This is a genomic window from Priestia sp. 10L35 (assembly GCF_056395685.1).
Genome location: NZ_JBFTKA010000009.1, coordinates 100,543 through 124,655, shown reverse-complemented (window position 1 = coordinate 124,655; position 24,113 = coordinate 100,543). Strand labels below are relative to the sequence as shown.

Genomic DNA, 24,113 nt, shown 5'->3' with positions numbered 1-24,113 from the left:
GAAAGGTTGTATCTAAAATAAACGATTGAATACTTTCGTGATAAAATAAGGAAAGAGATCACGAAGAAAGGAACAGTGAAAGTGAAACCAACCATTTACGATGTTGCGAAAAAAGCAGGGGTATCAATAGCCACTGTATCCAAAGTAATCAATCAAACAGGCCGTATTAGTGAAAAAACGATAAAAAAAGTGAATGAAGTAATGATGGAATTAGATTATCAGCCTAGCAGTGTTGCAGCGGCGTTAACAGGAAAAAAGACGTACACGATCGGTGTTCTAGTTCCTGATATCTCGAATCCTTTTTTTGCAGAGGTAGCAAGAGCTTTTGAAAATAGTGCTAGAGCAGCGGGATACACGCTTTTTTTATGCAGTACAGATCATCAAACTGCGCGCGAACATGAATATATAGATCTTTTATTTAAAAAACAAGTAGATGGAATCATTATCGCAACCGAACTAAATGATACGAAGCTCGTAAAGAAGATCGTGAAGCATGATGTACCGCTTGTATTGTTTTCAGTTGACCATCCTTCTATTTCAACGCATGTAGTGACAATTGATAACGTTCGCGGAGGATATATCGCAGGTACGTATTTAATAGAAAAAGGTCATCAATCGGTAACGATTATGACTGAAAAAGATAGAAAAAGCAGTGAGGGACGATTAGCGGGATTTAAACAAGCGCTCACAGAAGCAAATTTATCACTAGAAAATCAATCCATTATCAGCTGTTATTCAACAGTAGAAGATAGCAGGAGAGCAAGTAAACAGCTGCTTTCCTTACCTAATAGGCCAACAGCAGTCTTTGCATGTACAGATCTAATTGGGGTATCGCTCATAAACGAGGCAAGAAAGCAGGGGCTTTCGATCCCGGGAGATCTGTCGGTAATTGGATTCGATAACACGATTTATGCTGATATTGCTGAGCCGGGTTTGACAACGATTGAACAACCCATTTCTCAGATGGCTACTAGTACGTTTGAACAGCTGTTAAAGTCTATGAAAAAAGAAGAGCATGCGAAACAGCGAGTAACGATTATTCCCGAACTAGTAGAACGTGCGTCGGTAAAAAAGTTATAAAATAGAGAAGATAAAAAAGCTGCAGGTGTTGAGACACCTGCAGCTTTTTCTTCTTAAGCATATTTATAGAGAGACCGGACTTTTGACTTCGTTTATTGTTTCGCCTTTAATAGTTGTCTCTGTTGGAATCGTAAGGAAACCAGTTAGAAAAGCACCAAAGAAGTATAAGCAAGCAAAGATCCAAATTACGCCGCCCGTGCCCAAAAGACCAATAAAAACGGTCACAATTAAAGGACCTACAAAAGCAGAAAGTCCAGATCCTAAGTTCAACACAGACATTGCAGCTCCTTTATTCTCCGGAGCTAAAGAAGGCACTAACGCTGTAAGAGGGACATAACCTGCTAGCGTTGCACCGTAACAGCATGCGACAATCATCATTACCCAATAATTATGTCCGACGAATTGCGGTACATAGTAGAGAGCAAGTGTTACAATTCCGCATCCAACTCCGCCAAACCATTTGATTGTATTTACCCAGCCAAACTTATCTCCAACAATACCAAAAATAATATTAAAAGCCATATTCACAAAAAACAATGTACCCCAGATTTGCAACCATTCACTCATCGTAAAATCATGTTTCATCATATATGTTGGCAAGAAAACAACAAATCCAAATTGAGCAGCAGAGTTAATAATCTTTACGATACCGCCGATTCCTACTTTAGGGTTCTCAAATGCAATTGTAATCCCTTTCATTAATTCTTTTGTTTTATTATCGTTTACTTTTTGTACGGTAAACTTGTCTTTATTCATAATAATCGAAAAGATTCCACCGATCAAAACAAAAAGTAAACCACTCCATAAGGTAGCGATTTCTCCAATTTTTGGAACCATATAACTTGAGTAAAAGGCTCCGATTACGCTTAATCCGAGCTGGAAGACAAACCAAAACCAGCCTACTGCTTTTGAAAGCATTTCCTGGGGCGTGCGGTAAGACACCCAGACCAAGAATGAGTAAGCAAATAAAGGGTAACCAAATCCTCTAAGAGCATAACAAATTAGTATAATGGTGTAATTCATAATATGAAGTCCTAAACCTATAAATCCAATTGAACCAATAATAAAGGATATCAAGCCGAATGCCATTGCTTTTCTAGGACCCCACAGTTGAACCAGTACGCCGGAGAACCAGGAAGAAACAGAGACCGTAATGCCGTAAACAGTAAACAGTAAAGCAGCATGTTCAATGGTTAAACCTCGTTCTACAAGATAAGGAGATAACCATCCTTGTTCTAAACCATCGCCAATCATAAAAACAATAATACCTATGTATCCCCACGTTAAATGAGAAGGGATCCCAATCCTGTCTAAAGCCGTTTTTCTGGAAATAAATTCATTCATTTTCCACACCACCAGATCGATTATTTTGTGTAAAACATCAAACTAATTTGGTTAAGCGCTTAATCTATTTGATAAAAAGTATACGCTTACATTTTTTGAACGTCAATTAAAATTTTAAATATATATAATTTTCAATTAAATTATTTCGATCATAAAAATATTAGTATGTAAGTCAATAATCACTGAATTCATGATAAAAATACTTAAATATAGAGAATTTCTTTATGTTTCATCGATAAATAGATAAAAAATAAAAATAGTTTTTTATAGTGTGCATTTAGAATGTTAAAAAACAAATATTCTAAATAATCTATAAAAACTGTTTGCATTTCGGAAAACGTTATGTATAATTGGAATCAGGAAAGCGCTTAACCTTTATAAAGGTTTGAGCGAATGTTTTCTTAACTTTTAATTAAAGGGGAAAATAAGATGGGGATTCTTACAATTGGAATAATTGGTGCTGGACGCATAGGGAAATTACACGTTGATAATTTAAAATTAATGCCGCAAATAAAAATTAAAGCGGTTTCAGATGTGGTAGTAGACCATTTACATGAATGGGCTGCAAGTAAAGAAATTTCGACGTTAACAACAAATTATCAAGATTTATTAGCTGATCCAGAAATTGATGCCGTTTTCATTTGTTCGCCAACGAATACGCACGCATCGATTATTAAAGAAGCAGCTCGAGCGAAAAAGCATATTTTCTGTGAAAAGCCCGTTAGTTTTTCAGTAGAAGAAACAATCCAAGCGTTAGAAGTAGTAAAAGAACATGGCGTGCAGCTTCAAGTTGGCTTTAACCGACGCTTTGATCCCAACTTTAAAAAAGTGCATGATCTTGTACAGCAAGGAGAAGTAGGACAGCCGCACATTTTAAAAATCACCTCCAGAGATCCTCAGCCTCCGAGTCCGGAATACGTTCGCGCTTCAGGAGGATTGTTCATGGATATGATGATTCATGATTTTGATATGGCTCGTTATGTAATGGACAGTGAAGTAATTGAAGTATCGGCTTACGGCACGACGCTCATCGATCCTGCTATTGAAGAAGCAGGGGATATAGATACAGCAATTGTGTCATTAAAATTTGCAAATGGAGCTTTAGGTGTAATCGATAACAGTCGTCAAGCTGTCTACGGTTACGATCAGCGCCTTGAAGTTTTTGGTGAAAAAGGTGCAGCTGCCGCTGACAATTGCCGTCCTACTACAGTAGAAATATCAACAGGCGAAAGCGTAGTCAAAGAGAAGCCGCTGTATTTCTTTCTTGAGCGCTATACACAAGCGTACATAGCGGAAGTGACACAGTTTGCAAGAGCAATTATGGAAAAGCAAAGCGTTATTTGTACAGGGAACGATGGGTTACAAGCAGAACGGATTGCTAAAGCAGCAAAAGAATCTTTACTATCCGGGCAGCCAGTGAAGATTGAACATAAAAAATACGCAGTGAATTAATGACAGTAAACGTGGGGATGAAAGAAATTGGTCTTTCTACCCTTTTAGGAAAGCGCTTAACTAAGGAGGAATAAAGATGAATCCGCTTGTTTTTAAAGAAAATCGTGGGTTAGATTTCATCGCTGTTGGCCGTTTATGTATTGATTTAAATGCAAATGAAACACAGCGTCCAATGGAAGAGACTAAAACATTTACTAAATATGTCGGAGGCTCTCCGGCTAATATTGCGATTGGAGCAGCAAGGCTAGGCTTAAAAACCGGTTTTATCGGAAAAGTATCAGATGATCAAATGGGACGCTTCATTATGGATTATCTGCAAAAAAATAAGATTAATACAGATAGCATTGTTGTTGATAAAACGGGGGCCGTAACGGGGCTTGCTTTTACGGAAATCAAGAGCCCTACAGATTGCAGCATCTTAATGTATCGTGATAACGTAGCGGATTTAAAGCTAAGTCCTACAGAAGTATCCGAAGAATATATCAAACAGTCAAAGGCACTTTTAATATCTGGAACAGCTCTTGCGCAAAGTCCTTCTCGTGAAGCAGTGTTTTTAGCACTAGAACACGCACGCAAGCATGAAGTTGTAGTGTTTTTTGATATCGACTATCGTCCATATACATGGGAATCGGAAGCTGAAACGGCAGTCTATTTTAATTTAGCCGCTGAAAAATCAGATGTAATTATTGGTACGCGAGAAGAGTTTGACATGATGGAAAAACTTTTAAATTATAAAGAATCTAATGATCAAGTAACAGCAGAGCGCTGGTTTTCTCACCATGCTCAAATCGTCGTGATTAAGCACGGTGGAGAAGGGTCTATTGCCTATACAAGAGATGGTAAATCTCACCGCGGAGGAATATTTAAAACAAAAGTTCTGAAAACGTTTGGCGCTGGTGATTCATATGCTTCAGCCTTTATTTACGGATTGATGCAAGGGCTGGAAATTCCACAGGCAATGCGATTGGGGGGTGCCTCCGCTTCGATTGTAATTTCAAAACACAGCTGTTCAGATGCTATGCCGACAAGCGTTGAGCTCTTCAACTTTATGGAGACAGCAACGGAAGTTTTGCAGGAAGTTTAATAAACAAAGGGAAAATCTTGAGAGATTAGAGGAATAGCAACTTATTAAAATGAGATAAAGGGAGAGATATTCTATGACACAGACAGCAGTAAAAACAGTAAAAAACTATATTGGTGGACAATGGATTGAATCAGCTACATCAAAAACGGAACCTGTGTATAACCCAGCGACAGGTGAATTAATCGCACAGGTACCTCTTTCTACAAAAGAAGACGTAGATCAAGCGGTGCAAGCAGCAAATGAAGCGTTCAAAGGGTGGGCAAAAACAGCCGTGCCTAAACGTGCACGAATTTTATTCAAGTATCAGCAGCTATTAGTAGATAACTGGGATGAATTAGCAAAGTTAGTGACGGTTGAAAACGGAAAAAGCTTTAACGAAGCGCGAGGCGAAGTGCAGCGTGGTATTGAATGTGTAGAATTTGCGGCGGGTGCTCCTACGTTAATGATGGGGAAACAGCTTCCTGATATTGCAACAGACATTGAGTCTGGCATGTACCGCTACCCAATTGGTGTCATTGGGGGAATTACGCCGTTTAATTTTCCAATGATGGTTCCTTGCTGGATGTTCCCGCTTGCGATCGCTTGCGGCAATACATTTGTGTTAAAGCCTTCTGAGCGTACACCGCTTTTAGCTACAAGATTAGTAGAATTATTTGAAGAAGCTGGTTTGCCAAAAGGTGTATTAAACATTGTAAACGGCGCGCATGATGTGGTAAACGGTCTTCTTGAACATAAGTTAGTGAAAGCTATTTCGTTTGTAGGTTCCCAGCCTGTAGCTGAGTACGTGTACAAAAAAGGTACGGAAAACTTAAAGCGTGTTCAAGCTTTAGCCGGTGCTAAAAACCATTCAATTGTATTAAAGGATGCAGATTTGAACGTAGCAACAAAACAAATTATCGGAGCCGCTTTTGGTTCAGCAGGTGAACGTTGTATGGCAGCATCTGTTGTTACTGTACAAGAAGAAATTGCGGATCAGCTAATTGAAAGATTAGTAGAGGAAGCAAATGATATTGTAATTGGCGACGGCTTAGAAAAAAATGTCTTCTTAGGACCAGTTATTCGTGAAAATCATAAAGAGCGTACGCTCAGCTATATTGAATCAGGCGTGCAAGAAGGAGCAAAGCTTATTCGTGACGGTCGCACAGATGCAGCAGTAAATGGCAATGGCTACTTTGTCGGACCAACGATTTTTGATCATGTTACGCAAGAAATGAAAATTTGGCAAGATGAAATTTTTGCACCTGTGCTGTCCATTGTACGTGTGAAAACATTAGAAGAAGCTATTGAAGTAGCTAATAACTCTCGATTTGCAAACGGTGCTTGTATTTATACAGATAGCGGCGCAAGTGTACGTGAGTTCCGTGAAAATATTGAATCTGGTATGTTAGGAGTAAATGTAGGGGTACCGGCACCTATGGCATTCTTCCCATTCTCTGGCTGGAAAGATTCTTTTTATGGTGATCTTCATGCAAACGGTACGGATGGCGTGGAGTTTTATACAAGAAAGAAAATGGTAACAACGCGCTGGTAAGTAATTCATTAAAAATCGCATCTCATTTTTAAAGGAAGTATCAGGAATTAAAGATATTCCTTATGCTTCCTTTTTTAAAATCGCAATCTAGTACTAGAAGGGAGAAAGAAGCATGGAAACAGTTAGAATGACGACGGCACAAGCATTAGTGAAGTTTTTAAATCAGCAGTATGTTGAATTTGATGGAAAGCAGCATCAGTTTATTAAAGGGATTTTTACAATTTTCGGGCACGGAAATGTGGTAGGTCTTGGGCAAGCTTTGGAAGAAGATCCAGGAAATCTAGATGTATATCAAGGACGTAATGAACAAGGAATGGCCAATGCAGCGATGGCTTTTGCAAAACAAAAACATCGAAAGCAAATTATGGCTTGCACATCTTCAGTGGGGCCAGGTTCAGCAAATATGGTTACAACGGCAGCCACTGCTTCAGCTAATAATATTCCAATTTTGCTGCTTCCTGGTGATGTATTTGCAACTAGACAGCCGGATCCCGTTTTGCAGCAAATTGAACAGTCATATGATTTATCTATTTCTACAAACGATGCTTTTCGACCAGTGAGTAAGTACTGGGATCGCGTAAGCCGCCCTGAACAATTGATGACAGCTATGATTAATGCGATGCGTGTATTAACGAATCCAGCAGATACGGGAGCTGTAACTATTTGTTTGCCTCAAGATGTGCAGGGGGAAGCATGGGATTTTCCAGCTTATTTCTTCCAAAAGCGCGTTCACCGCATTGAGCGCCGCCTTCCGACTAGGGACAGTCTAGCAGATGCAATTCAATTAATGAAAACAAAGAAAAAGCCAATCATCATTTGTGGAGGAGGCGTTCGGTATTCAGAAGCTGTAAAAGAGCTAAAACAATTTGCTAGTGAGTTCCATATTCCATTTGGAGAAACTCAAGCAGGGAAAAGTGCCGTTGAAAGTGACTATCGCTATAATCTGGGCGGAATAGGTGTAACAGGGAACTCAGCTGCTAATACAATCGCTAAAGAAGCAGATTTAGTAATTGGAGTAGGCACTCGATTTACTGATTTTACAACAGCATCTAAACAGCTTTTTCAAAATCCCAACGTGCAATTTCTTACCATTAACACGTCTGAATTTCATGCAAATAAACTTGATGCTGTGAAACTTGTAGCTGATGCAAAAGAAGGATTGCTTGCTCTTATGAAAGAGCTAAAATCAATTGGCTATCAGTCTGGTTATACAACAGAAATTGCAAATGCTAAAGACGCATGGGAAACAGAATTAGAGCGTCTGCATAGCATACGTTTTACTGGTGCAGATTTTGTTCCGGAAATACAAGGTCATTTAGATGAAAGCTTAGCTGAATATGTAGAATCACTTGGTACTCAATTAACGCAAACCGAAGTAATTGGAGAGGTGAATAAGCTCCTTGATGACAACTCCGTCATTGTTGGTGCAGCAGGAAGTCTTCCAGGCGACTTACAGAGAATGTGGAAGTCTACTAAACCTAATACCTATCATATGGAATATGGATATTCATGTATGGGATATGAAGTATCAGGCGCACTTGGAGTTAAGCTGGCAGAACCAGCTAAGGAAGTGTATGCGATGGTTGGAGATGGAAGCTATCAAATGCTTCATTCAGAGCTTATTACAAGCCTTCAAGAAAGAAAAAAGATAAACATTTTACTGTTTGATAACTCAGGCTTCGGGTGCATTAATAACCTTCAAATGTCAAACGGTATGGGGAGCTTTGGCACAGAGTTTCGTTATCGAAACGATGAAACAGGAAAACTAAACGGAAACGTGATGAAAATTGATTTTGCAGCCAGCGCCGCAGGCTACGGTGTAAAAACGTATCGCGTAAGTTCTCTTGAAGAATTAAAAACGGCGATAGAAGATGCACAAAAACAAGAGGTTTCTACGCTAATTGATATTAAAGTACTGCCAAAAACTATGACGAACGGTTATGAATCATGGTGGCATGTAGGAGTAGCAGAGGTATCTAAAAATCAGCATGTACAGGAAGCTTATGAAGATAAGGTGAAAAACCTTGAAATGGCAAGAGTTTATTAAGGAGCAGGAGAAAATGAGGTTGTTGAAGAGAAACATTCGATAAATATAAAAGAGGTTTTAATTTCATATAAGGGAGAGGAAGAGATGTTCAAGGAAAATACGGTCAAACTGGGGATTGCTCCAATTGCTTGGACAAATGATGATATGCCTGAACTGGGAGCTGAAAATACATTCGAACAGTGTATCAGTGAGATGGCTTTAACCGGTTTTAAAGGAAGTGAGGTCGGAAACAAATATCCGCGAAATGTTTCAATCTTAAAAAAGGCATTATCGCTTCGGAATTTGGAAATTGCAAGTGCATGGTTTAGTACATTTTTAACAACAAAGCCGCTGGAAGAAACGGTAACGCCATTCATTGAACATCGCGATTTTTTATACGAAATGGGAGCAAAAGTAATTGTTGTGTCTGAACAAGGGCACAGCATTCAAGGGTTGATGGATGTTCCTTTATTTAAAGAAAAGCCTGTGTTCACGCCAACAGAGTGGAGCAGACTTGCAGAAGGCCTGCACCATCTTGGGAAACTGGCACGAGAAAAAGATATGCATATTGTCTATCATCATCATATGGGAACAGGTGTACAAACAACAGAAGAAATTGAGCAGCTAATGGAGCTTACCAATCCGGAGCTTGTTTCGCTGCTATTTGATACCGGTCATCTTGTCTTTTCAGGAGCAGAACCTCTTTATATCTTAAAAAAATATCTGCACCGTATTAAGCATGTTCATTTAAAGGATATTCGTCAAGAAGTAGTTGATCGAGTCAAAGAACAAGACCTAAGTTTCTTGCAAGCGGTAAAAGAAGGAGCCTTTACTGTTCCAGGTGACGGAGCTATTGAATTTGATGAAGTATTTACTACGCTTGCCACTTCGGATTACAACGGATGGTTTGTCGTAGAAGCAGAACAGGATCCAGCCCTTGCTAATCCTTTTGAATATGCGTTAAAAGCAAGAAACTTTATTAAAGAAAAAAGCGGTCTTTAATTTCCATTGTAAAAGATTTTACGCCTTTTATGTGTTTATGAAAGGAAAGGAGGAGAGGAAATGAAGCCAACCATTTATAGTGTGGCTGAAGAAGCAGGTGTATCAATTTCTACGGTATCAAAAGTCATCAATCAAACCGGTCATATTAGTGAAAGAACAAGACAAAAAGTAATTGAGGTTATGGCGCAGTTGAATTATCATCCAAGCGTCGTAGCATCTGCTTTAACAGGAAAACCCACTAAAACGATTGGGCTTCTCGTACCTGACATCTCCAACCCTTTTTTTGCCGATTTGGCAAGAAGCATAGAAGACCGAAGTCATGAGCGAGGTTTCCATGTTGTAATGTGCAATACCGATAACGATGCGGAAAAAGAGAAAAAGTATCTATCGCTGTTAATACGTCAGAGAATCGACGGTTTAATTGTAGCTTCTGCTTTTCGCAATGCTAATCTTTTAAAAAATATGCTTAAGCAAGATATACCGATTAGCGTTATTGCTTCAGAAATTCCTCACATATCCGTTAATACAGTGACAGTGGATGACTACAAAGGGAGCTATTTAGCGACTGATTATTTGCTGTCTTTGCATCATAAAAAAATTGCGATTATTACAGAAAATGCAAAAAGCAATCACGCCCGTTTAGATGCTTTTCGAGACGTTATGCAAGAAAATGGAATCATCGTGCCGCCTCAGCACGTTATTACGACCGAAGCAAGTATTCAAAAAGGATATGAAAGTGCTAAGCAAATTTTTTCAATGAAGGAGAAAGTGACGGCTATTTTTGCTTGTAACGATTTACTGGCTATCGGAGTTATCCAAGCTGCAAAAGAATTCAAAATTGATGTACCGCAAGACTTATCAGTGATTGGCTTTGATAATACGGTTCTTTCTACTACCATTACGCCCATGTTGACGACAGTAGCACAGCCGACAAAAGAAATGGCTGTAAACGTAGTGGATTTGCTGGTTAGAGAAATGAAATATCCAGCGATGCATAAAGAACATTTGCTTCTTGAGCCAAAATTGATTGTTCGGAAATCAACGGCTCCGTTACGAAGGGAAGCCACAGCATCTACAAATAATTGAACACAATCAAGAATATTGCCGTTAATAAAAAATCCTCATAGTCACATATTTAAAAGAATTTAGAGAGTCTATGAAGAAAAATGAGTAATTAGTAAATTCTTATCGCGCTACTACATAAAGGAGGAATTCAAGCATGTTAGGTAAATTAGGTGAATTAAATAAAGGATACAACGTACTTACAGAAATGACCGGTCAGCACAAAGATATGCTGATGGATATTGGGATTTATAAAATGGCCCAAGGAAAAGAGGAAACTTTACTAGACAGCAGCAGTGAAACCGCTATTCTTTTACTAGAAGGAAAGATAAAGCTAGAGTGGGAAGGCCATTCGAAAGAAATTCAGCGCCAGTCCCTATTTGAAGAAGAGCCTTGGTGTTTGCACGTTTCAAAAAATGTGGAGGTCAAAATTACCGGACTTGCCGATAGTGAAGTACTAGTTCAAAAAACGGATAATGAAAAAGAGTTTTCATCAAAATTATATACGCCCGAAGATTGTCAAAACACAGTGGCTGGTGAAGGAATATGGGAAGGTACTGCTCAGCGTGTAATCCGAACAATTTTTGACTACAATAACGCTCCTTACTCTAACCTTGTTATTGGAGAAGTTATTTCTTATCCAGGAAGATGGTCGAGTTATCCGCCTCATCATCATGACCAGCCCGAAGTGTATTACTATCGTTTTGACAAGCCACAAGGATTTGGCTGCGCAATGGTTGGAGAAGATGCGTACCGTGTAGTTGATAATAGTTTTATTACAATTCCTGGTGAATTGGATCATCCTCAAGCAACGGCTCCTGGCTATGCGATGTACTTCTGCTGGATGATTCGCCATCTCGACAATAATCCGTGGACAGACCGTATTATGGAAGAAGAGCATAAGTGGTTATTAGAGGCGGATGCAAAAATTTGGCCTGAAAAATAAATAAAGCTCTATATAAGAAATGGGTTTCAAATGTTGAAAAACCTCGAATAAAAAATAATTATGCGTAAAATAATAGTTTATTTTTGTAAAATATGTTTTTATATGTTAAAATATAGCTTGTATTAATATTCAGGCGATGATATCGCTCTTTGCTGCAGATTCCTTTTTAGGAGTCTCTTTTTTTTGGAAACGGAAGCAACAGATACAGACGATTCGTATATAAATTAAAAAGAAAAGGAGATAAGCGTAAGCCGCTTATCTCCTTTTCTTTTTAGCGTTATCTAATGCTAAGTTCTTTTTCACTACTTTTTCTAAAGCAACTTCCACGTGAACATTTTTTTCATCGATGTCATTCACAAGCACGACGGTTCCTTTTCGTCCTTTAATCTTTAAATCATCACCCGTAGAAGGAATGTTTTCCCTCAGCTGGCTTAATAGAAGCTTTCTGTTTTCAAAAAAGTGGACAGCCACCATTTTATCTCACCTAATTTCATATGATATGTGTGATACAAAGATGTGTATATGAAATCCTTCCTATACATTATGTCGCCAGGGGTGGTTTTAGAACACATTGAATAGACAATTGTTGCATCGATATATGAAATAAATAGGATGGCATAGTTATAAATCTTCTATTCTTGGACATACTTATACTACTAATCTAAAAAGGGATGTGGATGAAAATGAAGGTGGCTATCGGATTAAGTGTATTTACGGTCGTTACAGGAGCAATTGCGTTAGGGTCAGTTTACTTTTTAGCAGGTATCTTTTCGTTTTTCTTAACGGTTTTTTCATAAAAAAATCCACCAAGAGGTGGATTTTTTTATTTAGCAGCGGCTTTTGTTTCATGAGGCGAATTGCCGATAAATCCAAATTTTCCGCCGACAACTTCTTTTACTTCGTGGATGACAATAAAAGAATTCGGGTCAATTTGCTGGATTTTCTTTTTAATTTTTAATAACTCGTTCTTTTTAATAACAACGTAGATAATGCGTTTATCTTTGTTGGCGTAGTAGCCGTATCCGTAAAAGATGGTGGCTGCATTTCCAAATTCACTGGTAATAACTTGTGCTATGTCTTTGTATTGATCGGACATAATCGTCATTGCTTTTTTGTTGTGGAAACCTTCGATAACGACATCTACGATTTTGGCACAAAGATAGACGAATATAAAAGTATAGAGTGTGTTGTTGACGCCAATAGCAAAAACCGATGCTAAAATAATGACGCTGTCCATATAGAACATGCTTTTAGAAATATTATAGCCTTTTGTATAGTTTAATAAATAAGCTAAAAGCGTTGTTCCACCGGTAGATCCATCTGCGATAAAAATGAGAGCAAGTCCTGTTCCCATTAGTAAAGCCCCGAATACAATTCCTAAAATCATGTCGTGAACGTGAAAAGGAATATAGCTGACTAGACCGAGGAAAACGGACGTCATGACGGCTCCTAGAATCGTATAAAGAATCGTTTTTTTGGTTAGAAATTTATAGGCTAAGGCAATAAATATAAGATTTACAAGAAATGTGCTGATACTTGTAGGGATATGAAATAAATAATATAAAACAAGAGCAATACCAACTGTACTTCCGTCACCTAATTTATTTGGAATGACGAAAAAATCAATGGATGCAGCAACTAAAAGTGCTCCAACAATAATTAAGATGATGTCTTTATAGATTGTTTTCAATATGCAAACCTCCTTGATTATTAGGATATTTTCATGTGTAATCTTGTTTTTACTAGTGTTTCACAAATGATAAAATAAAAAACGTCTTAGAAATTGTCTAGTTATAAAACTGATCAACTTCTAAGACGAAGAATTACGATACGTGTATAGGTCTTGATCCGGCTTTTCTATGCTTCGATGTCACCGATTATATAAACCTCTGACCGCTATGTCAACGCTATGAGAGATGTTCAACTTTTCAAAAAATAGAAGGCGGTTTCCTACATAAAAAAAGAATCCTTTGCGACGATGCAAAGGATTTTCAAATTTATTGGAATAGGGGGAATACGTTATTAGGATTACCATTTTCATAAATTAATATACCTTAATTTTTCAAAAAAATTTATTTGTTAATGACGATTGAAAGTTTGTAATTCACATGCTGATTTAGCTCTGTCAAAAAATCATTTAGTTCTTCATTTGAATGAAATTTGCATTCTAATAAGTAGCAGCCATCGCCGCTGATTTTAAAGTTGTTGATAACGTGCTCCTGCTGACTTTCTAAAAATGTAAGGTAGGGGTGGTGATGAATGCTCTGCGTATAGATATTTAAAAATGCATGGATGATGTAGCCGAGTTTTCGTTCATCAATGTTAATTGTATAGCCTTTGATAATGCCTTCATCTTCTAACTTTAATACTCTAGCAGAAGCGGCTTGTCCGGTTAAATGCACTTTTTCTCCTAATTCTTTCATCTTCATACGTCCATTTTTTGATAGTTCTTCTAGTATGCGCTTATCTGTATTATCTAACATCGCTACAAATCCTTTCGTATTTCAAATCAAAAGGCTTAACTACTTGATGTCACCTATGTATACTGATACGTCTTCTATTTTATACTAAAGGAAAGTAAGAAAAAAGAGCAGTCAATATGCAAGATATAGAAAGGAGCAGTAGTTTGTAAACAGCTAGATTGACGAAAGCTTAAGCTTGCTGTATGATTCTTTGAGTGTTTACGTGGTTCGTAACCATCCCACGTTAAAAAACTAAGGAGAGAATAGTAAGATGAATATAAGAACACTTTGCGTCAACGGTCTTTTAGCTGCTATGTATATTGCTGTCAGCATGTTAATCCAGCCGTTTGGCTTCACCAATATCCAATTTCGTATATCGGAAATGTTCAATCACTTAATTGTGTTTAATAAAAAGTACGTGTACGGCATTGTGCTAGGAGTATTTCTGACGAATTTGTTTTTTTCACCAATGGTCGCTTATGATCTGGTGTTTGGGGTAGGACAATCCGTGCTATCATTACTCATTACCATTTTTTCTATGCGCTACATTAAAAATATGTGGGCTCGTATGCTTGTTAATACACTTGTATTTACGTTCACGATGTTTATTATTGCGTTTGAACTGCACTTAGCATTTGATTTACCATTTTTCTTTACATGGTTAACAACAGCTGTTGGTGAGTTCATTGTTATGCTTGTTGGAGCACCAATTATGGCTGCAATTAATAAACGTGTACAATTTAATAAGCTAGTTGGATAAAAAAGATGGGGCTGTGATAAATCTCACAGCCCCATCTTTTTTTCTTTGTTATTCTATAAGTGTAGTGATAAACCCCTTATTATTGAAGAGCTTTTCACGCATGGACAAATTACCCATATCTAGCATGTGAAAAGAGCAGGTCGCGTTTGCGGTCTGCTCTTTTTGCGTAAGGCAATAGGAAGTATCCGGTTAGATTATTTTGAAAGAAGGAGTGACAAATCTCACAGCGCATTCTTTTTTCTTTTGTTACGATATACATATAGTTGGCAAACTCCTTATCGAAAAGTTTTTCGCACAACAACACATTACCTATGCGTAGCAATTAAAAAAGCAGACCAATGACGGTTTGCTTTTTTAATTGTATTTTTCCATTAAATAACTTTTTTGAGTTATAATTGTAAAATAATCTTTGTTACTAGAGAGGGGATTGTTTTTTGAATAGAAAGTTAGGAATTCTTGTTTTATTAGCTTTAGCCATCTTATTTGTCGGGTGTTCAAAAGAAGAAGACAACGTTCCTTTAAGAGAACTAGAAAAGATAAGTATTAACGTAATCAAAGAACAAAAAATGAAGCAAGGAATTTCATATGAAATGGAATTAGTAAACAAGAGCGATTTGACCATCAAACAAAATAATGTATTTTTATCCTATCCCTTAAAAATGAAAAACGGTTATTCTGATAATAAATTTAAGGTGTTAGCAGAAGGAAATAAATTAAATATCAAGCCAAAACAAAAGGTGAAGTTAACGGCATTTCTTCCTTTGAATTGGTTGGTTCCATGAAAACAGCTCCCTGATATAATTACTAGTTGATCGGTCAGTATAATGGTAGCAACTCTATACTGATCAGTCAATCCAGACGTCTAGGTCTTGTATATAAGTAAAGATTGATGCAAGTTTCACAGGTGTAAGCATTGATTGAAATGTTAAGAATAAGGTTACAAAGTATTTTGGACCTATACTTCTATTACTGTTAAAAAAATATGATTAAGTAATGAAATTAAAAGAAGACGAGAAGCGTATAGCATGTTACGATAGGGACGGTATAGAAATTGGCATATGTCTGTTTCTAATAGAAGAGACAAATTTTAAAATTTTTAAATGTAAGGTTGTGATTCACCTGAGACTGAATAAATTTATTAGCGAATCTGGAAAGGCGTCAAGACGCGGGGCAGATAAGTTAATTAGTGAAGGAAGAGTAACCGTTAATGGAAAGGTTGCAAAAGTCGGAGATCAAGTTAAGCCTGGCGATGATATTCGAGTAAGCGGACAACAGCTTCGGATTGCTCGAAATAATGTATATATTGCGCTTAATAAACCAGTCGGCATTACAAGTACGAGTGAAAAAAAAGTAAAGGGAAACATCATTGATTTAGTCAATCACCCTTTGCGTATTCACCACGTTGGACGACTTGATAAGGATTCAGACGGCTTAATTTTACTTACAAATGACGGCGATATTATTAATGAAATTTTACGTGCAGAAAACAAGCATGAAAAAGAATATATTGTTGCAGTAGATAAGCCAATTACACCAGAGTTTATCAAAAACATGTCTGAGGGAGTAAAAATTTTAGGCACAAAAACGCTTCCTTGTGAAGTGACACAGCTGTCTAAGTATGAGTTTCAAATTATTTTAACACAGGGTTTAAATCGTCAAATTCGCCGTATGTGTGAAGTGCTCGGATATGAAGTGTACCGCCTTCAGCGCACTCGTATTATGAATATCCATTTAAATAACTTACCTATTGGGCAATGGAGAGATTTAACGAAAAAAGAGCGTACGCAGCTATTCAAAGAATTAGATTATGAACCTAAAGAGTGGTAAATCAAAAGACACCAGCCTGTTAGACTGGTGTCTTTTTTATTCGCATACAACTACTTGTCTAGAAAAAACGCTTTTGCGCGCTACGCAGCGATCTGAAATAGAAAAGCCCGCTTCATGAATCATATGGTCAATCGTATCTACTGTAATCACGACTACTTTATCCGCAAAGCGGCGCGCGTGTTTTAAAATAGAAAGCTGATCTTCAGGCGTCGCGTGGGTGTAGAGATTGTAAGGCATGTCGATGATAGCTACATCATAGTGAGTTGTAACATCTGAAATCGGTCCAGTTTTGACATCACCGCTTAAGCCGAAATGCGCAATATTTTCACGAGATCCGTCGGTCACAAGTGGATTGATATCGCGTCCTACAATATCAATGCCCATTGAAAGGGCTTCTACAAGGACTGTACCGATACCGCAGCATGGATCAATCGCTTTGATTCCTTCGGGGTTTGGAACGGCAATGTTAGCTACAGCTCTTGCAAGGCGGGTACTGAGTGCTGTAGAGTATTCACGCGGTTTTTTCAAATGATGCAGCCATACTGCTTCGCTTTTTTGATATTTCCCAAAATACCAGCGTCCTTCAAATGGAACAATGCCAAACAAATGGTCAGGGTTATGCAAGTCTGCTTCTGCTACAAAATGCCAACCCACATCACGTTCAATAGCACGCTGACCTTTATAACTTATTTTTTGATCTTTTTCCAAGTCATTAATTTTCATAAAAATGAGTTTAAATGTTTTGTCTCCGAGGTCAATATCTTCTACTTGCTTACAAATATCTGCAAGGTCATCTGATTCATACATAATATCTAATCGCTCTTTGATAAAAGGGCTTCTACTTGGATCAAGTTTAACGGCACTTTTTATGATAGGTTTCTCAGTTTCAATTTCAAAAAGAGAGCGTCTCTCTAATTGACATAGTGAGAGTTCCTCTTCGCTGCATGCGTATGTGTAGATATACTGAGGCAGCTGCGTATGGTTATTCAATATCGTATCATCCTTTATCGTATCTAATTATCCTTCTTCTCAAACAATAGCGAGAAAAGAAGAGAAAAGCAACGAATTTAAATATATTTGGCTGTGAATAATAAATTGAAGCGCTACATAGTCCACTTATTTGACAAAACATGCTAAAATAACTGGTGATAACCTGCATGTGCTGCTGTCTATACAAAAGAACTGGATCAAGGTTTCTCAAAAATCATTTACACACTGCTGACATTTTGATGAATAGGAGAGGCTACGTGATGTCTAAAAGTGATCATGAAAAGCAACAGATGAGTCGGGCTGATATGAAAAAACAAGCCAAAACATCCTCGCAAAACCTTGTGATGAACGTACTCATTGCCATTGTATCTGTATGTATTTTAGCTCTTATTATAAATGTTTTTGTACTAATGAAATGAGCCGTTATACTGCTCATTTCTTTTTGTTAAGTTGAGCTTTTATTGAAGCATTTGAGGTCTCTTTCACTAGAGAGCCCATTGTGAATAGCATATCTTTTTTTTACAAATGATAGTTGTGATATGATGAGGCAATAATATATTAGACAAAAAGCTGGAGGTTACTTAGTATGCCATTACTTAGATTTGATGTAATAGAAGGAAGAGATGAAAAAGAGTTAAAAACATTACTAGACGCTGCTCACCGAGCGATGCTAGAAGCCTTTGGCGTCCCGGAGCGCGACCGTTATCAAATTGTACATCAGCATCCTGCTCATGAAATGATTATTGAAGATACAGGTCTTGGCTTTGAGAGAAGCAAGGATTTGGTTATTATAAGTGTAACGAGTAAACAGCGAACAGAAGAGCAAAAGCAAGCTCTTTACAGATTAATTGTAAAAGAGCTTGGAGAGAGTTGCGGCATTCAGCCAAACGACATTATGATTTCGATTGTTGAAAACAGTAATGCTGACTGGAGCTTTGGCATGGGAGAGGCTCAATTCTTAACTGGGAAATTATAAAACGGTTTATTATCTAGAGAAGCCCTTATTTCTAAGGGCTTTTTCTCATTTTGTCTATAAAAATATTATTCTCTTAGTCACATCTTACTCAAAATTAAATACAGACATCTGTCAAATGAATGATACAATAAGCTTATATGCCATTTTGAGTGGAAAAACCATAAAAGAGTTCGGCGTACTAATTTTAGAACAACAATAAATTTACATAAAGATGTAAAGATTTAAAGGTTAAAAGAGAAGTGTATAAAATCTGTAAAACAAAAGAACAGTTACGCGTTAAACATAGGAGTAAAAGGTTCTTCACGTGTTTTTTCGGATAATAAGAGAAAGTAATTTTGATCATTGAGGAGGAACTTAGAATGTTTGGATTTGATGCAGATGTATCGCCATTAGTGCGAATTAAAGTAATTGGGGTCGGCGGTGGAGGAAATAACACCGTTAACCGTATGATTGAACACGGTGTACAAGGAGTAGAATTTATCGCCGTTAATACGGATGCTCAGGCGCTTAACTTATCTAAAGCAGATGTGAAAATGCAGATTGGTGCGGCCTTAACGCGAGGATTAGGTGCAGGAGCTAATCCAGAAGTGGGAAGAGAAGCAGCCGAAGAAAGCAGAGAACAAATTCAAGAAGTACTGCAAGGCGCAGATATGGTATTCGTAACAGCTGGCATGGGCGGAGGAACCGGTACTGGAGCAGCTCCGGTTATTGCCCAAATTGCCCGTGAACTAAATGCTTTAACAATTGGAGTAGTCACTCGCCCGTTCAAGTTTGAAGGAAATAAACGTACGAAGCAAGCAGTAGGCGGTATTACTGCGATGAATGAATCGGTAGATACTCTTATTGTGATTCCAAACGACCGCTTGCTTGAAATTGTCGATAAAAAGACGCCTATGCTTGAAGCATTCCGTGAAGCAGATAATGTTCTTCGCCAAGGTATTCAAGGTATTTCAGATTTAATCGCTGTTCCGGGGCTGATTAACCTTGACTTTGCTGATGTAAAAACAATCATGTCTAATCAAGGATTTGCGCTTATGGGTATCGGACGAGCTTCTGGATCAGACCGGGCAATTGAAGCAGCGAAAAAAGCGATTTCTAGTCCGCTGCTAGATGCATCGATTGATGGAGCAAGAGGCGTGCTGTTGAACATTACGAGCGGCAGCAGCCTGAGTCTTTACGAAGTACAGGAAGCAGCAGATATTGTCACGTCTGCTTCTGATCAGGACTTAAATATGATTTTTGGGTCCGTGATTAATGAAGATTTAAAGGACGAAATGATGGTAACCGTTATTGCCACTGGATTTGATGATGAAGATGTTTCACCATCAGCTTCTACTTCTAGAGTTTCAAGAGCACGCTACTAAATTAAATAACCAGTTTTTATGGTGGCAATTGTTTTTCAATTGCCTTAAAAGGGAATCCGGTGCAAATCCGGAGCGGTCCCGCCACTGTAACAAGGAGCCTTATGTCAAAAAGCCACTGTCTATTTAGAGACGGGAAGGCGGTATAAGGCAATGACTTGAAGCCAGGAGACCTGCCATAAATCGCAGCACACAATAACCTACGAGGATAGGGAGGTGTTTTGGCAGAATCAAAAATAAGATAAACAAGGGATACGTTTATCTGAATTTGTTTTGAAGACAAGCACTTCTTTTTAGAAGTGCTTTTTTTGTGTATTAAAATAGAAGGTGGAAAGATCAATGATAAATAATAAAAAACTCGTATCTATGATATTTCTTGTGTTACTTTGCCTCACTGCTTGCGCTCCTAATGAAGAGAGCATAAGTATAAAAGAAAGAAAGAAAACGGATAAAAGTGTGACGTTTTTATTTAATTTTACATCTGCAACGCTTGATCCTCATACGGATGATAATTATACAGCAGTTCGTGCGGGAGTAGGGGAGACGCTTGTTAAAATCAGCAATGATTTAAAAATAAAGCCCTGGCTTGCTGAAAAGTGGAAAACGGAAGATAACGGTCTTACGTGGACATTTACGATAAGAAAGAATATTACGTTTCAAAATGGTAAAGCGCTAGATGAAAATGCCGTTAAGTCTTCTCTTCAAAGAACGATAGATCAAAGTTATGCGATGAAAAACGCTTTAAATATTAAAGAAATGAAAGCGAACGGTCATGCGCTGACAATTACATTAAAAGAACCAATGCCTAAATTTCCTTCTGAGTTAGTGCATCCAAACACAGCTATTATAGATGTTGATGTTTCTAATATAGCTAAGAAGCCTATTGGCACAGGTCCATTTCAAGTTTTGACTTTCGATCAAGGAAATCAAGTGAAGTTAGAAAGATATGAACATTATTGGAATGGGAAAGTAAAATTGAAAAATGCGATCTTTGCATTTAACGAAGATGCTAATGCGCGAGTTGCGGCTCTTCAGTCCGGAACAGCCGATATTATTTATCGCCCGCCTTTAGAAAGCTTGAGCACTTTACAAGCGAATTCGTCTTTCAAAGTAAGTGGAGTACCTAGTGTGCGTACTCATTTATTGCTTTATAATCAAACCAATGACGCATTAAAAGACGAAACTGTAAGAAAAGCTATCGATACCTTACTGAACCGGAAAGAAATTGTCAGCAGCATAATGAACAATCAAGCGGCAGCGGCTCGAGGTCCATTTTTACCCCAATTTCCTTTTGCTGATAATACTGCTAGTGAGACAAAAGGAATAGCATATGCTAAAAAATATTTAGAGAAAGCAGGCTATCAACTCAAAAATGGCAAAGTAATCAAAAATGGAAAGCCATTATCCCTCTCTCTTGTCACATACAGCTCATTGCCAGAACTTCCTTTGATTGCTCAGCTTATACAGTCTAATGCGAAAGAGTTAGGAATTAATATTAAGATTCACCTAGTTGAAGACAGCGATGAATATGTAATGGCAAAAGATGATTGGGATTTAGCATTGTACAGCCTTATCACAGCACCTAGAGGGGATGCCAGCTATTATTTAAGCACGAACTATTTGCCGGGCGGTGGTTTAAATGCCAGCCGGATTAATGACGATACGCTAACAAAAATGATAGAACAGTTAAATTCAACAGTAGATGACGCAAAACGAGATCAGCTAGCCAAGCAAGCAACCGCTTTGATTAATGGGGAAATGCTGACGTCATCGATTGTACATCCAAACATTGTTGTTGCTTATAATCAAAAAGTGAAAAACTGGACAACAAATCCAAGCGAGTATTATATGCTGACTCAGCATTTAGACGTAACGCCATAGTCAATATCGTTGTTCCTATAGGAAAAAGAGAAAGGATACAATGATAGATAAAAGGATGTGACAGTAAACGTGCAAGAAGTACAAATGTATCAAATTAAAGAAGTAAAAGAAAAGGATGCTGAAGTGATTCAGTTTGTCATGAATATGCGGAATGAGCTATTTCCTATGCTGGAAAAAAATCAGCTTTCTGTGGATTTGCTTCATTTTAATGAACATTATGTTCAAGCGAAAGGCGCTGCTTTTTTTGCAGCTGTCACGGAAAATCAACAAGTAATTGGAACAATTGGTTTATACGCTTACGATGGAAGGTTTCATGCATTAAAAAAGCGATATGAACATAAAACTGCAGCCGAGATTGTAAAATGCTATGTCGATCCAGCATACCGGCGTCTAGGCATTGGACAGCAGCTGTTAAAGGCAGTGGAACAATTTGCTCAAAATCATTTTTATGACACGTTGTATCTGCATACTCATCCTTTTTTACCGGGGGCTATCCCATTCTGGATTTCACAAGGTTTTATCGAAAGGCTTGCTGAACAGGATGAGCCATGGAATACGCTGCATATGGACAGAAAAATACAACCGGTCGTAATGTAACGATATTATACAGTAATTACCATGGAATCTAGATAAGAGCTCATGCTATAATGAACGTACTTACATTTATAGCCTGTAGGGCAAGTCCTTACAGAAAAGAACCACGTTTCGAATTGGCTGAAACGTGGTTTTTTTCTACGAAAAACAAATAACAAAATATTTTTAAAAATATCTATGAAATCGCTTTCAAAATAATGAAATATATTATATAATTACTAGTGTTGTGTTGTACTTTGTTAGTGTTAAATCAATATCCTACATGTGTGAGCCGATTGCCTTATGGTAGTCGGCTTCCTTTTTTATGGTAGAGTCTAAAAGGAAATAGCATTCGTTAAAATGGCTGTAATTATCATCACAATAGTTGTCCCAAAGGCCCACTTGAAAAGAAACTTTTGATGCTCCCCGAAATCTACTTCAACCAGCCCAATCAGAATGAAAGTAGCGGGTACCAAAGGAGATAGGGGAAACCCAGTTGTGGAATGTCCCAATAAAGCTGCTCGTCCTATTTCTACAGGGTCTACACCAAAATTAGCTGCTGTATGGCTAATAACAGGTAAAATGCCAAAATAATAAGCATCAGGTGAAAATACAAAGCTAAGAGGAAGGCTCGTTATTGCTACAACTAAGGGAAGGTGAGAGCCCAGCCATTCAGGAGTGAGGCTGACAATGGTATTAGCCATGGCATCCATCATTTTTGTTTCTGTAAAAACGCCTGTAAAGATTCCGGCTGCAAAAACCAACGTACTAACCATTACAAAGCTGTTTGCATGACTTAAGATTCTTTCCTGCTGTTCTTTTGGATGAGGAAAATTAACAAATAAAGCAATGGCAAAAGCAATAGCAAATAAAATAGGAATAGGGAGTATGTCTACGACCAAGAGAGTCATTAAGCACAGTGTCAATAAGGCATTAAACCAAAAGAGTCTAGGTGGCTTCCCAGGGGTCTCATGAACTGAAAGCTGTTCAGCAAAAGCCATTGATGAACCTTTTAAATGAATGGTTCCTAAGCGCGCTTTCTCTCTCTTTCCGAGTAGATATGCTGAAAATAAAGTCCACATCAATCCCGCTGCCATAGCTGGAATAAGAGGGTTAAATAGATCTGATACTTCTAATTGCAAACTTGCTGCGGCTCTTACGAGAGGACCTCCCCAAGGAATCATATTCATAACACCTGCGCTTAAACTAATAACACAAGCCAGTATTAGTCGGTTCATTCCCAGTTTTGTGTACAAAGGAAGCAAGGCGGAAACTGTAATTAAAAATGTAGAAGAGCCGTCTCCGTCCAAGCCAACAAGCATTGTAATAACGGCAGTTGCCATTACGACTTTTAAAGGATCGCCTTTCACAATGTTTAGGACACGAGAAATCATAGGATCAAATAAACCGACGTCAATCATTAGTCCAAAATATAAAATAGCAAAAACGATCATAATGGCCGTAGGAGCTACTTTTAAAATACCATTCATCATCATATCGCCCATATGGGCACTAAAACCTCCAATTATACCAAAGAGGATAGCGACAAAAATAAAAGCAACAACCACGGACAAGCGTTTACTGATGACAAGAAATAGAAAAGTCGCAATCATTCCAAACCCTAACAAAGAAAGCATTATCCATCACCTCTTAGAAAAGTTAGAAAATTATATTAATTTACATTATAGCATTAGAATTACTGTTAAAGTTTGGTGTTTTAAAATAAGATAGCTTCAAACTAAAACTAAAAACTAAA

General features: G+C 37.8%; 22 protein-coding genes and 2 riboswitches. Of the genes, 16 read left to right on the top strand and 6 right to left on the bottom strand.

Annotation, left to right across the window (positions count from 1 at the left end; genetic code table 11):
* Positions 1–81 precede the first annotated feature (81 nt).
* Complete coding sequence (locus AC1DEF_RS24695) at positions 82–1,080, top strand: LacI family DNA-binding transcriptional regulator (RefSeq protein WP_013055218.1); 999 nt, start codon at positions 82–84, stop codon at positions 1,078–1,080.
* 63 nt (positions 1,081–1,143) lie between these two features.
* On the opposite strand, the gene AC1DEF_RS24690 is transcribed toward AC1DEF_RS24695, so the two are convergent.
* Positions 1,144–2,424, bottom strand: coding sequence for an MFS transporter (locus AC1DEF_RS24690; RefSeq protein ID WP_013055219.1), 1,281 nt, complete (start codon positions 2,422–2,424; stop codon positions 1,144–1,146).
* Between the two features lie 429 nt (positions 2,425–2,853).
* Between AC1DEF_RS24690 and iolG the strand changes: the two genes are divergently transcribed.
* From iolG to AC1DEF_RS24655, 7 genes are all read left to right on the top strand, one after another.
* Positions 2,854–3,876 carry an inositol 2-dehydrogenase gene (gene iolG, locus AC1DEF_RS24685; protein ID WP_050691411.1) on the top strand — a complete coding sequence of 341 codons (1,023 nt, stop codon included), beginning with the start codon at positions 2,854–2,856 and terminating at the stop codon, positions 3,874–3,876.
* Between the two features lie 76 nt (positions 3,877–3,952).
* Entirely contained in the window at positions 3,953–4,960 is a 1,008-nt protein-coding gene (iolC, locus tag AC1DEF_RS24680; RefSeq protein WP_043982693.1) for a 5-dehydro-2-deoxygluconokinase, read from the top strand.
* A 73-nt stretch (positions 4,961–5,033) separates the two neighbouring features.
* Complete coding sequence (locus AC1DEF_RS24675; RefSeq protein WP_097824970.1) at positions 5,034–6,491, top strand: CoA-acylating methylmalonate-semialdehyde dehydrogenase; 1,458 nt, start codon at positions 5,034–5,036, stop codon at positions 6,489–6,491.
* A gap of 112 nt (positions 6,492–6,603) precedes the next feature.
* Positions 6,604–8,538, top strand: coding sequence for a 3D-(3,5/4)-trihydroxycyclohexane-1,2-dione acylhydrolase (decyclizing) (gene iolD, locus AC1DEF_RS24670; protein ID WP_097824971.1), 1,935 nt, complete (start codon positions 6,604–6,606; stop codon positions 8,536–8,538).
* An 84-nt stretch (positions 8,539–8,622) separates the two neighbouring features.
* The gene (gene iolE, locus AC1DEF_RS24665; RefSeq protein WP_097824972.1) at positions 8,623–9,519 is read left to right on the top strand and encodes a myo-inosose-2 dehydratase; all 897 of its coding nucleotides are present in this window, start codon (positions 8,623–8,625) and stop codon (positions 9,517–9,519) included.
* A 60-nt stretch (positions 9,520–9,579) separates the two neighbouring features.
* The gene (locus AC1DEF_RS24660) at positions 9,580–10,605 is read left to right on the top strand and encodes a LacI family DNA-binding transcriptional regulator (RefSeq protein ID WP_043981666.1); all 1,026 of its coding nucleotides are present in this window, start codon (positions 9,580–9,582) and stop codon (positions 10,603–10,605) included.
* A gap of 133 nt (positions 10,606–10,738) precedes the next feature.
* Positions 10,739–11,527 carry a 5-deoxy-glucuronate isomerase gene (locus AC1DEF_RS24655; protein WP_097824973.1) on the top strand — a complete coding sequence of 263 codons (789 nt, stop codon included), beginning with the start codon at positions 10,739–10,741 and terminating at the stop codon, positions 11,525–11,527.
* A 255-nt stretch (positions 11,528–11,782) separates the two neighbouring features.
* Here AC1DEF_RS24655 and AC1DEF_RS24650 read toward each other — a convergent pair whose 3' ends face one another.
* The 3 genes from AC1DEF_RS24650 to AC1DEF_RS24640 all read right to left on the bottom strand — a co-directional run bounded on the left by AC1DEF_RS24650 (position 11,783) and on the right by AC1DEF_RS24640 (position 14,010).
* Positions 11,783–12,001: a hypothetical protein gene (locus tag AC1DEF_RS24650; protein ID WP_013055227.1), complete on the bottom strand. Its 219-nt coding sequence runs from the start codon at positions 11,999–12,001 to the stop codon at positions 11,783–11,785.
* Positions 12,002–12,350: 349 nt separating this feature from the next.
* Entirely contained in the window at positions 12,351–13,217 is an 867-nt protein-coding gene (locus tag AC1DEF_RS24645; protein WP_013055229.1) for a YitT family protein, read from the bottom strand.
* A 382-nt stretch (positions 13,218–13,599) separates the two neighbouring features.
* Positions 13,600–14,010, bottom strand: a complete 411-nt coding sequence (locus AC1DEF_RS24640; RefSeq protein ID WP_097824974.1) for an Lrp/AsnC family transcriptional regulator — start codon at positions 14,008–14,010, stop codon at positions 13,600–13,602.
* Between the two features lie 196 nt (positions 14,011–14,206).
* Positions 14,207–14,251, top strand: a riboswitch (PreQ1 riboswitch).
* Between the two features lie 9 nt (positions 14,252–14,260).
* Between AC1DEF_RS24640 and AC1DEF_RS24635 the strand changes: the two genes are divergently transcribed.
* The 3 genes from AC1DEF_RS24635 (at position 14,261) to rluF (ending at position 16,576) form a co-directional block, all read left to right on the top strand.
* On the top strand, positions 14,261–14,749 hold the full coding sequence (locus AC1DEF_RS24635) for a QueT transporter family protein (RefSeq protein ID WP_013081607.1): 489 nt from the start codon (positions 14,261–14,263) through the stop codon (positions 14,747–14,749).
* 434 nt (positions 14,750–15,183) lie between these two features.
* Entirely contained in the window at positions 15,184–15,531 is a 348-nt protein-coding gene (locus AC1DEF_RS24630; protein WP_255255800.1) for a hypothetical protein, read from the top strand.
* Between the two features lie 337 nt (positions 15,532–15,868).
* A complete protein-coding gene (gene rluF / locus AC1DEF_RS24625; protein WP_141425890.1) occupies positions 15,869–16,576 on the top strand; it encodes a 23S rRNA pseudouridine(2604) synthase RluF in 708 nt (235 codons plus the stop codon).
* A 36-nt stretch (positions 16,577–16,612) separates the two neighbouring features.
* Here the strand turns inward: rluF and AC1DEF_RS24620 are convergent, their stop codons facing one another.
* Positions 16,613–17,566 carry a TRM11 family SAM-dependent methyltransferase gene (locus tag AC1DEF_RS24620; protein ID WP_057240565.1) on the bottom strand — a complete coding sequence of 318 codons (954 nt, stop codon included), beginning with the start codon at positions 17,564–17,566 and terminating at the stop codon, positions 16,613–16,615.
* A gap of 260 nt (positions 17,567–17,826) precedes the next feature.
* On the opposite strand from AC1DEF_RS24620, the gene AC1DEF_RS24615 reads away from it, so the two are divergent.
* The 5 genes from AC1DEF_RS24615 (at position 17,827) to AC1DEF_RS24595 (ending at position 22,381) form a co-directional block, all read left to right on the top strand.
* Entirely contained in the window at positions 17,827–17,985 is a 159-nt protein-coding gene (locus AC1DEF_RS24615) for a hypothetical protein (protein ID WP_013055238.1), read from the top strand.
* Between the two features lie 167 nt (positions 17,986–18,152).
* The gene (locus AC1DEF_RS24610) at positions 18,153–18,542 is read left to right on the top strand and encodes a tautomerase family protein (protein WP_097824976.1); all 390 of its coding nucleotides are present in this window, start codon (positions 18,153–18,155) and stop codon (positions 18,540–18,542) included.
* A 359-nt stretch (positions 18,543–18,901) separates the two neighbouring features.
* The gene (ftsZ, locus tag AC1DEF_RS24605) at positions 18,902–19,906 is read left to right on the top strand and encodes a cell division protein FtsZ (protein WP_013055240.1); all 1,005 of its coding nucleotides are present in this window, start codon (positions 18,902–18,904) and stop codon (positions 19,904–19,906) included.
* 2 nt (positions 19,907–19,908) lie between these two features.
* A riboswitch (cobalamin riboswitch) is annotated at positions 19,909–20,098 on the top strand.
* A gap of 144 nt (positions 20,099–20,242) precedes the next feature.
* Entirely contained in the window at positions 20,243–21,784 is a 1,542-nt protein-coding gene (gene nikA / locus AC1DEF_RS24600) for a nickel ABC transporter substrate-binding protein (RefSeq protein ID WP_097824977.1), read from the top strand.
* A gap of 69 nt (positions 21,785–21,853) precedes the next feature.
* A complete protein-coding gene (locus tag AC1DEF_RS24595; protein WP_013055242.1) occupies positions 21,854–22,381 on the top strand; it encodes a GNAT family N-acetyltransferase in 528 nt (175 codons plus the stop codon).
* Positions 22,382–22,692: 311 nt separating this feature from the next.
* On the opposite strand, the gene AC1DEF_RS24590 is transcribed toward AC1DEF_RS24595, so the two are convergent.
* Positions 22,693–23,994, bottom strand: a complete 1,302-nt coding sequence (locus AC1DEF_RS24590; protein WP_097824978.1) for a CitMHS family transporter — start codon at positions 23,992–23,994, stop codon at positions 22,693–22,695.
* Between the last annotated feature and the right edge of the window lie 119 nt (positions 23,995–24,113).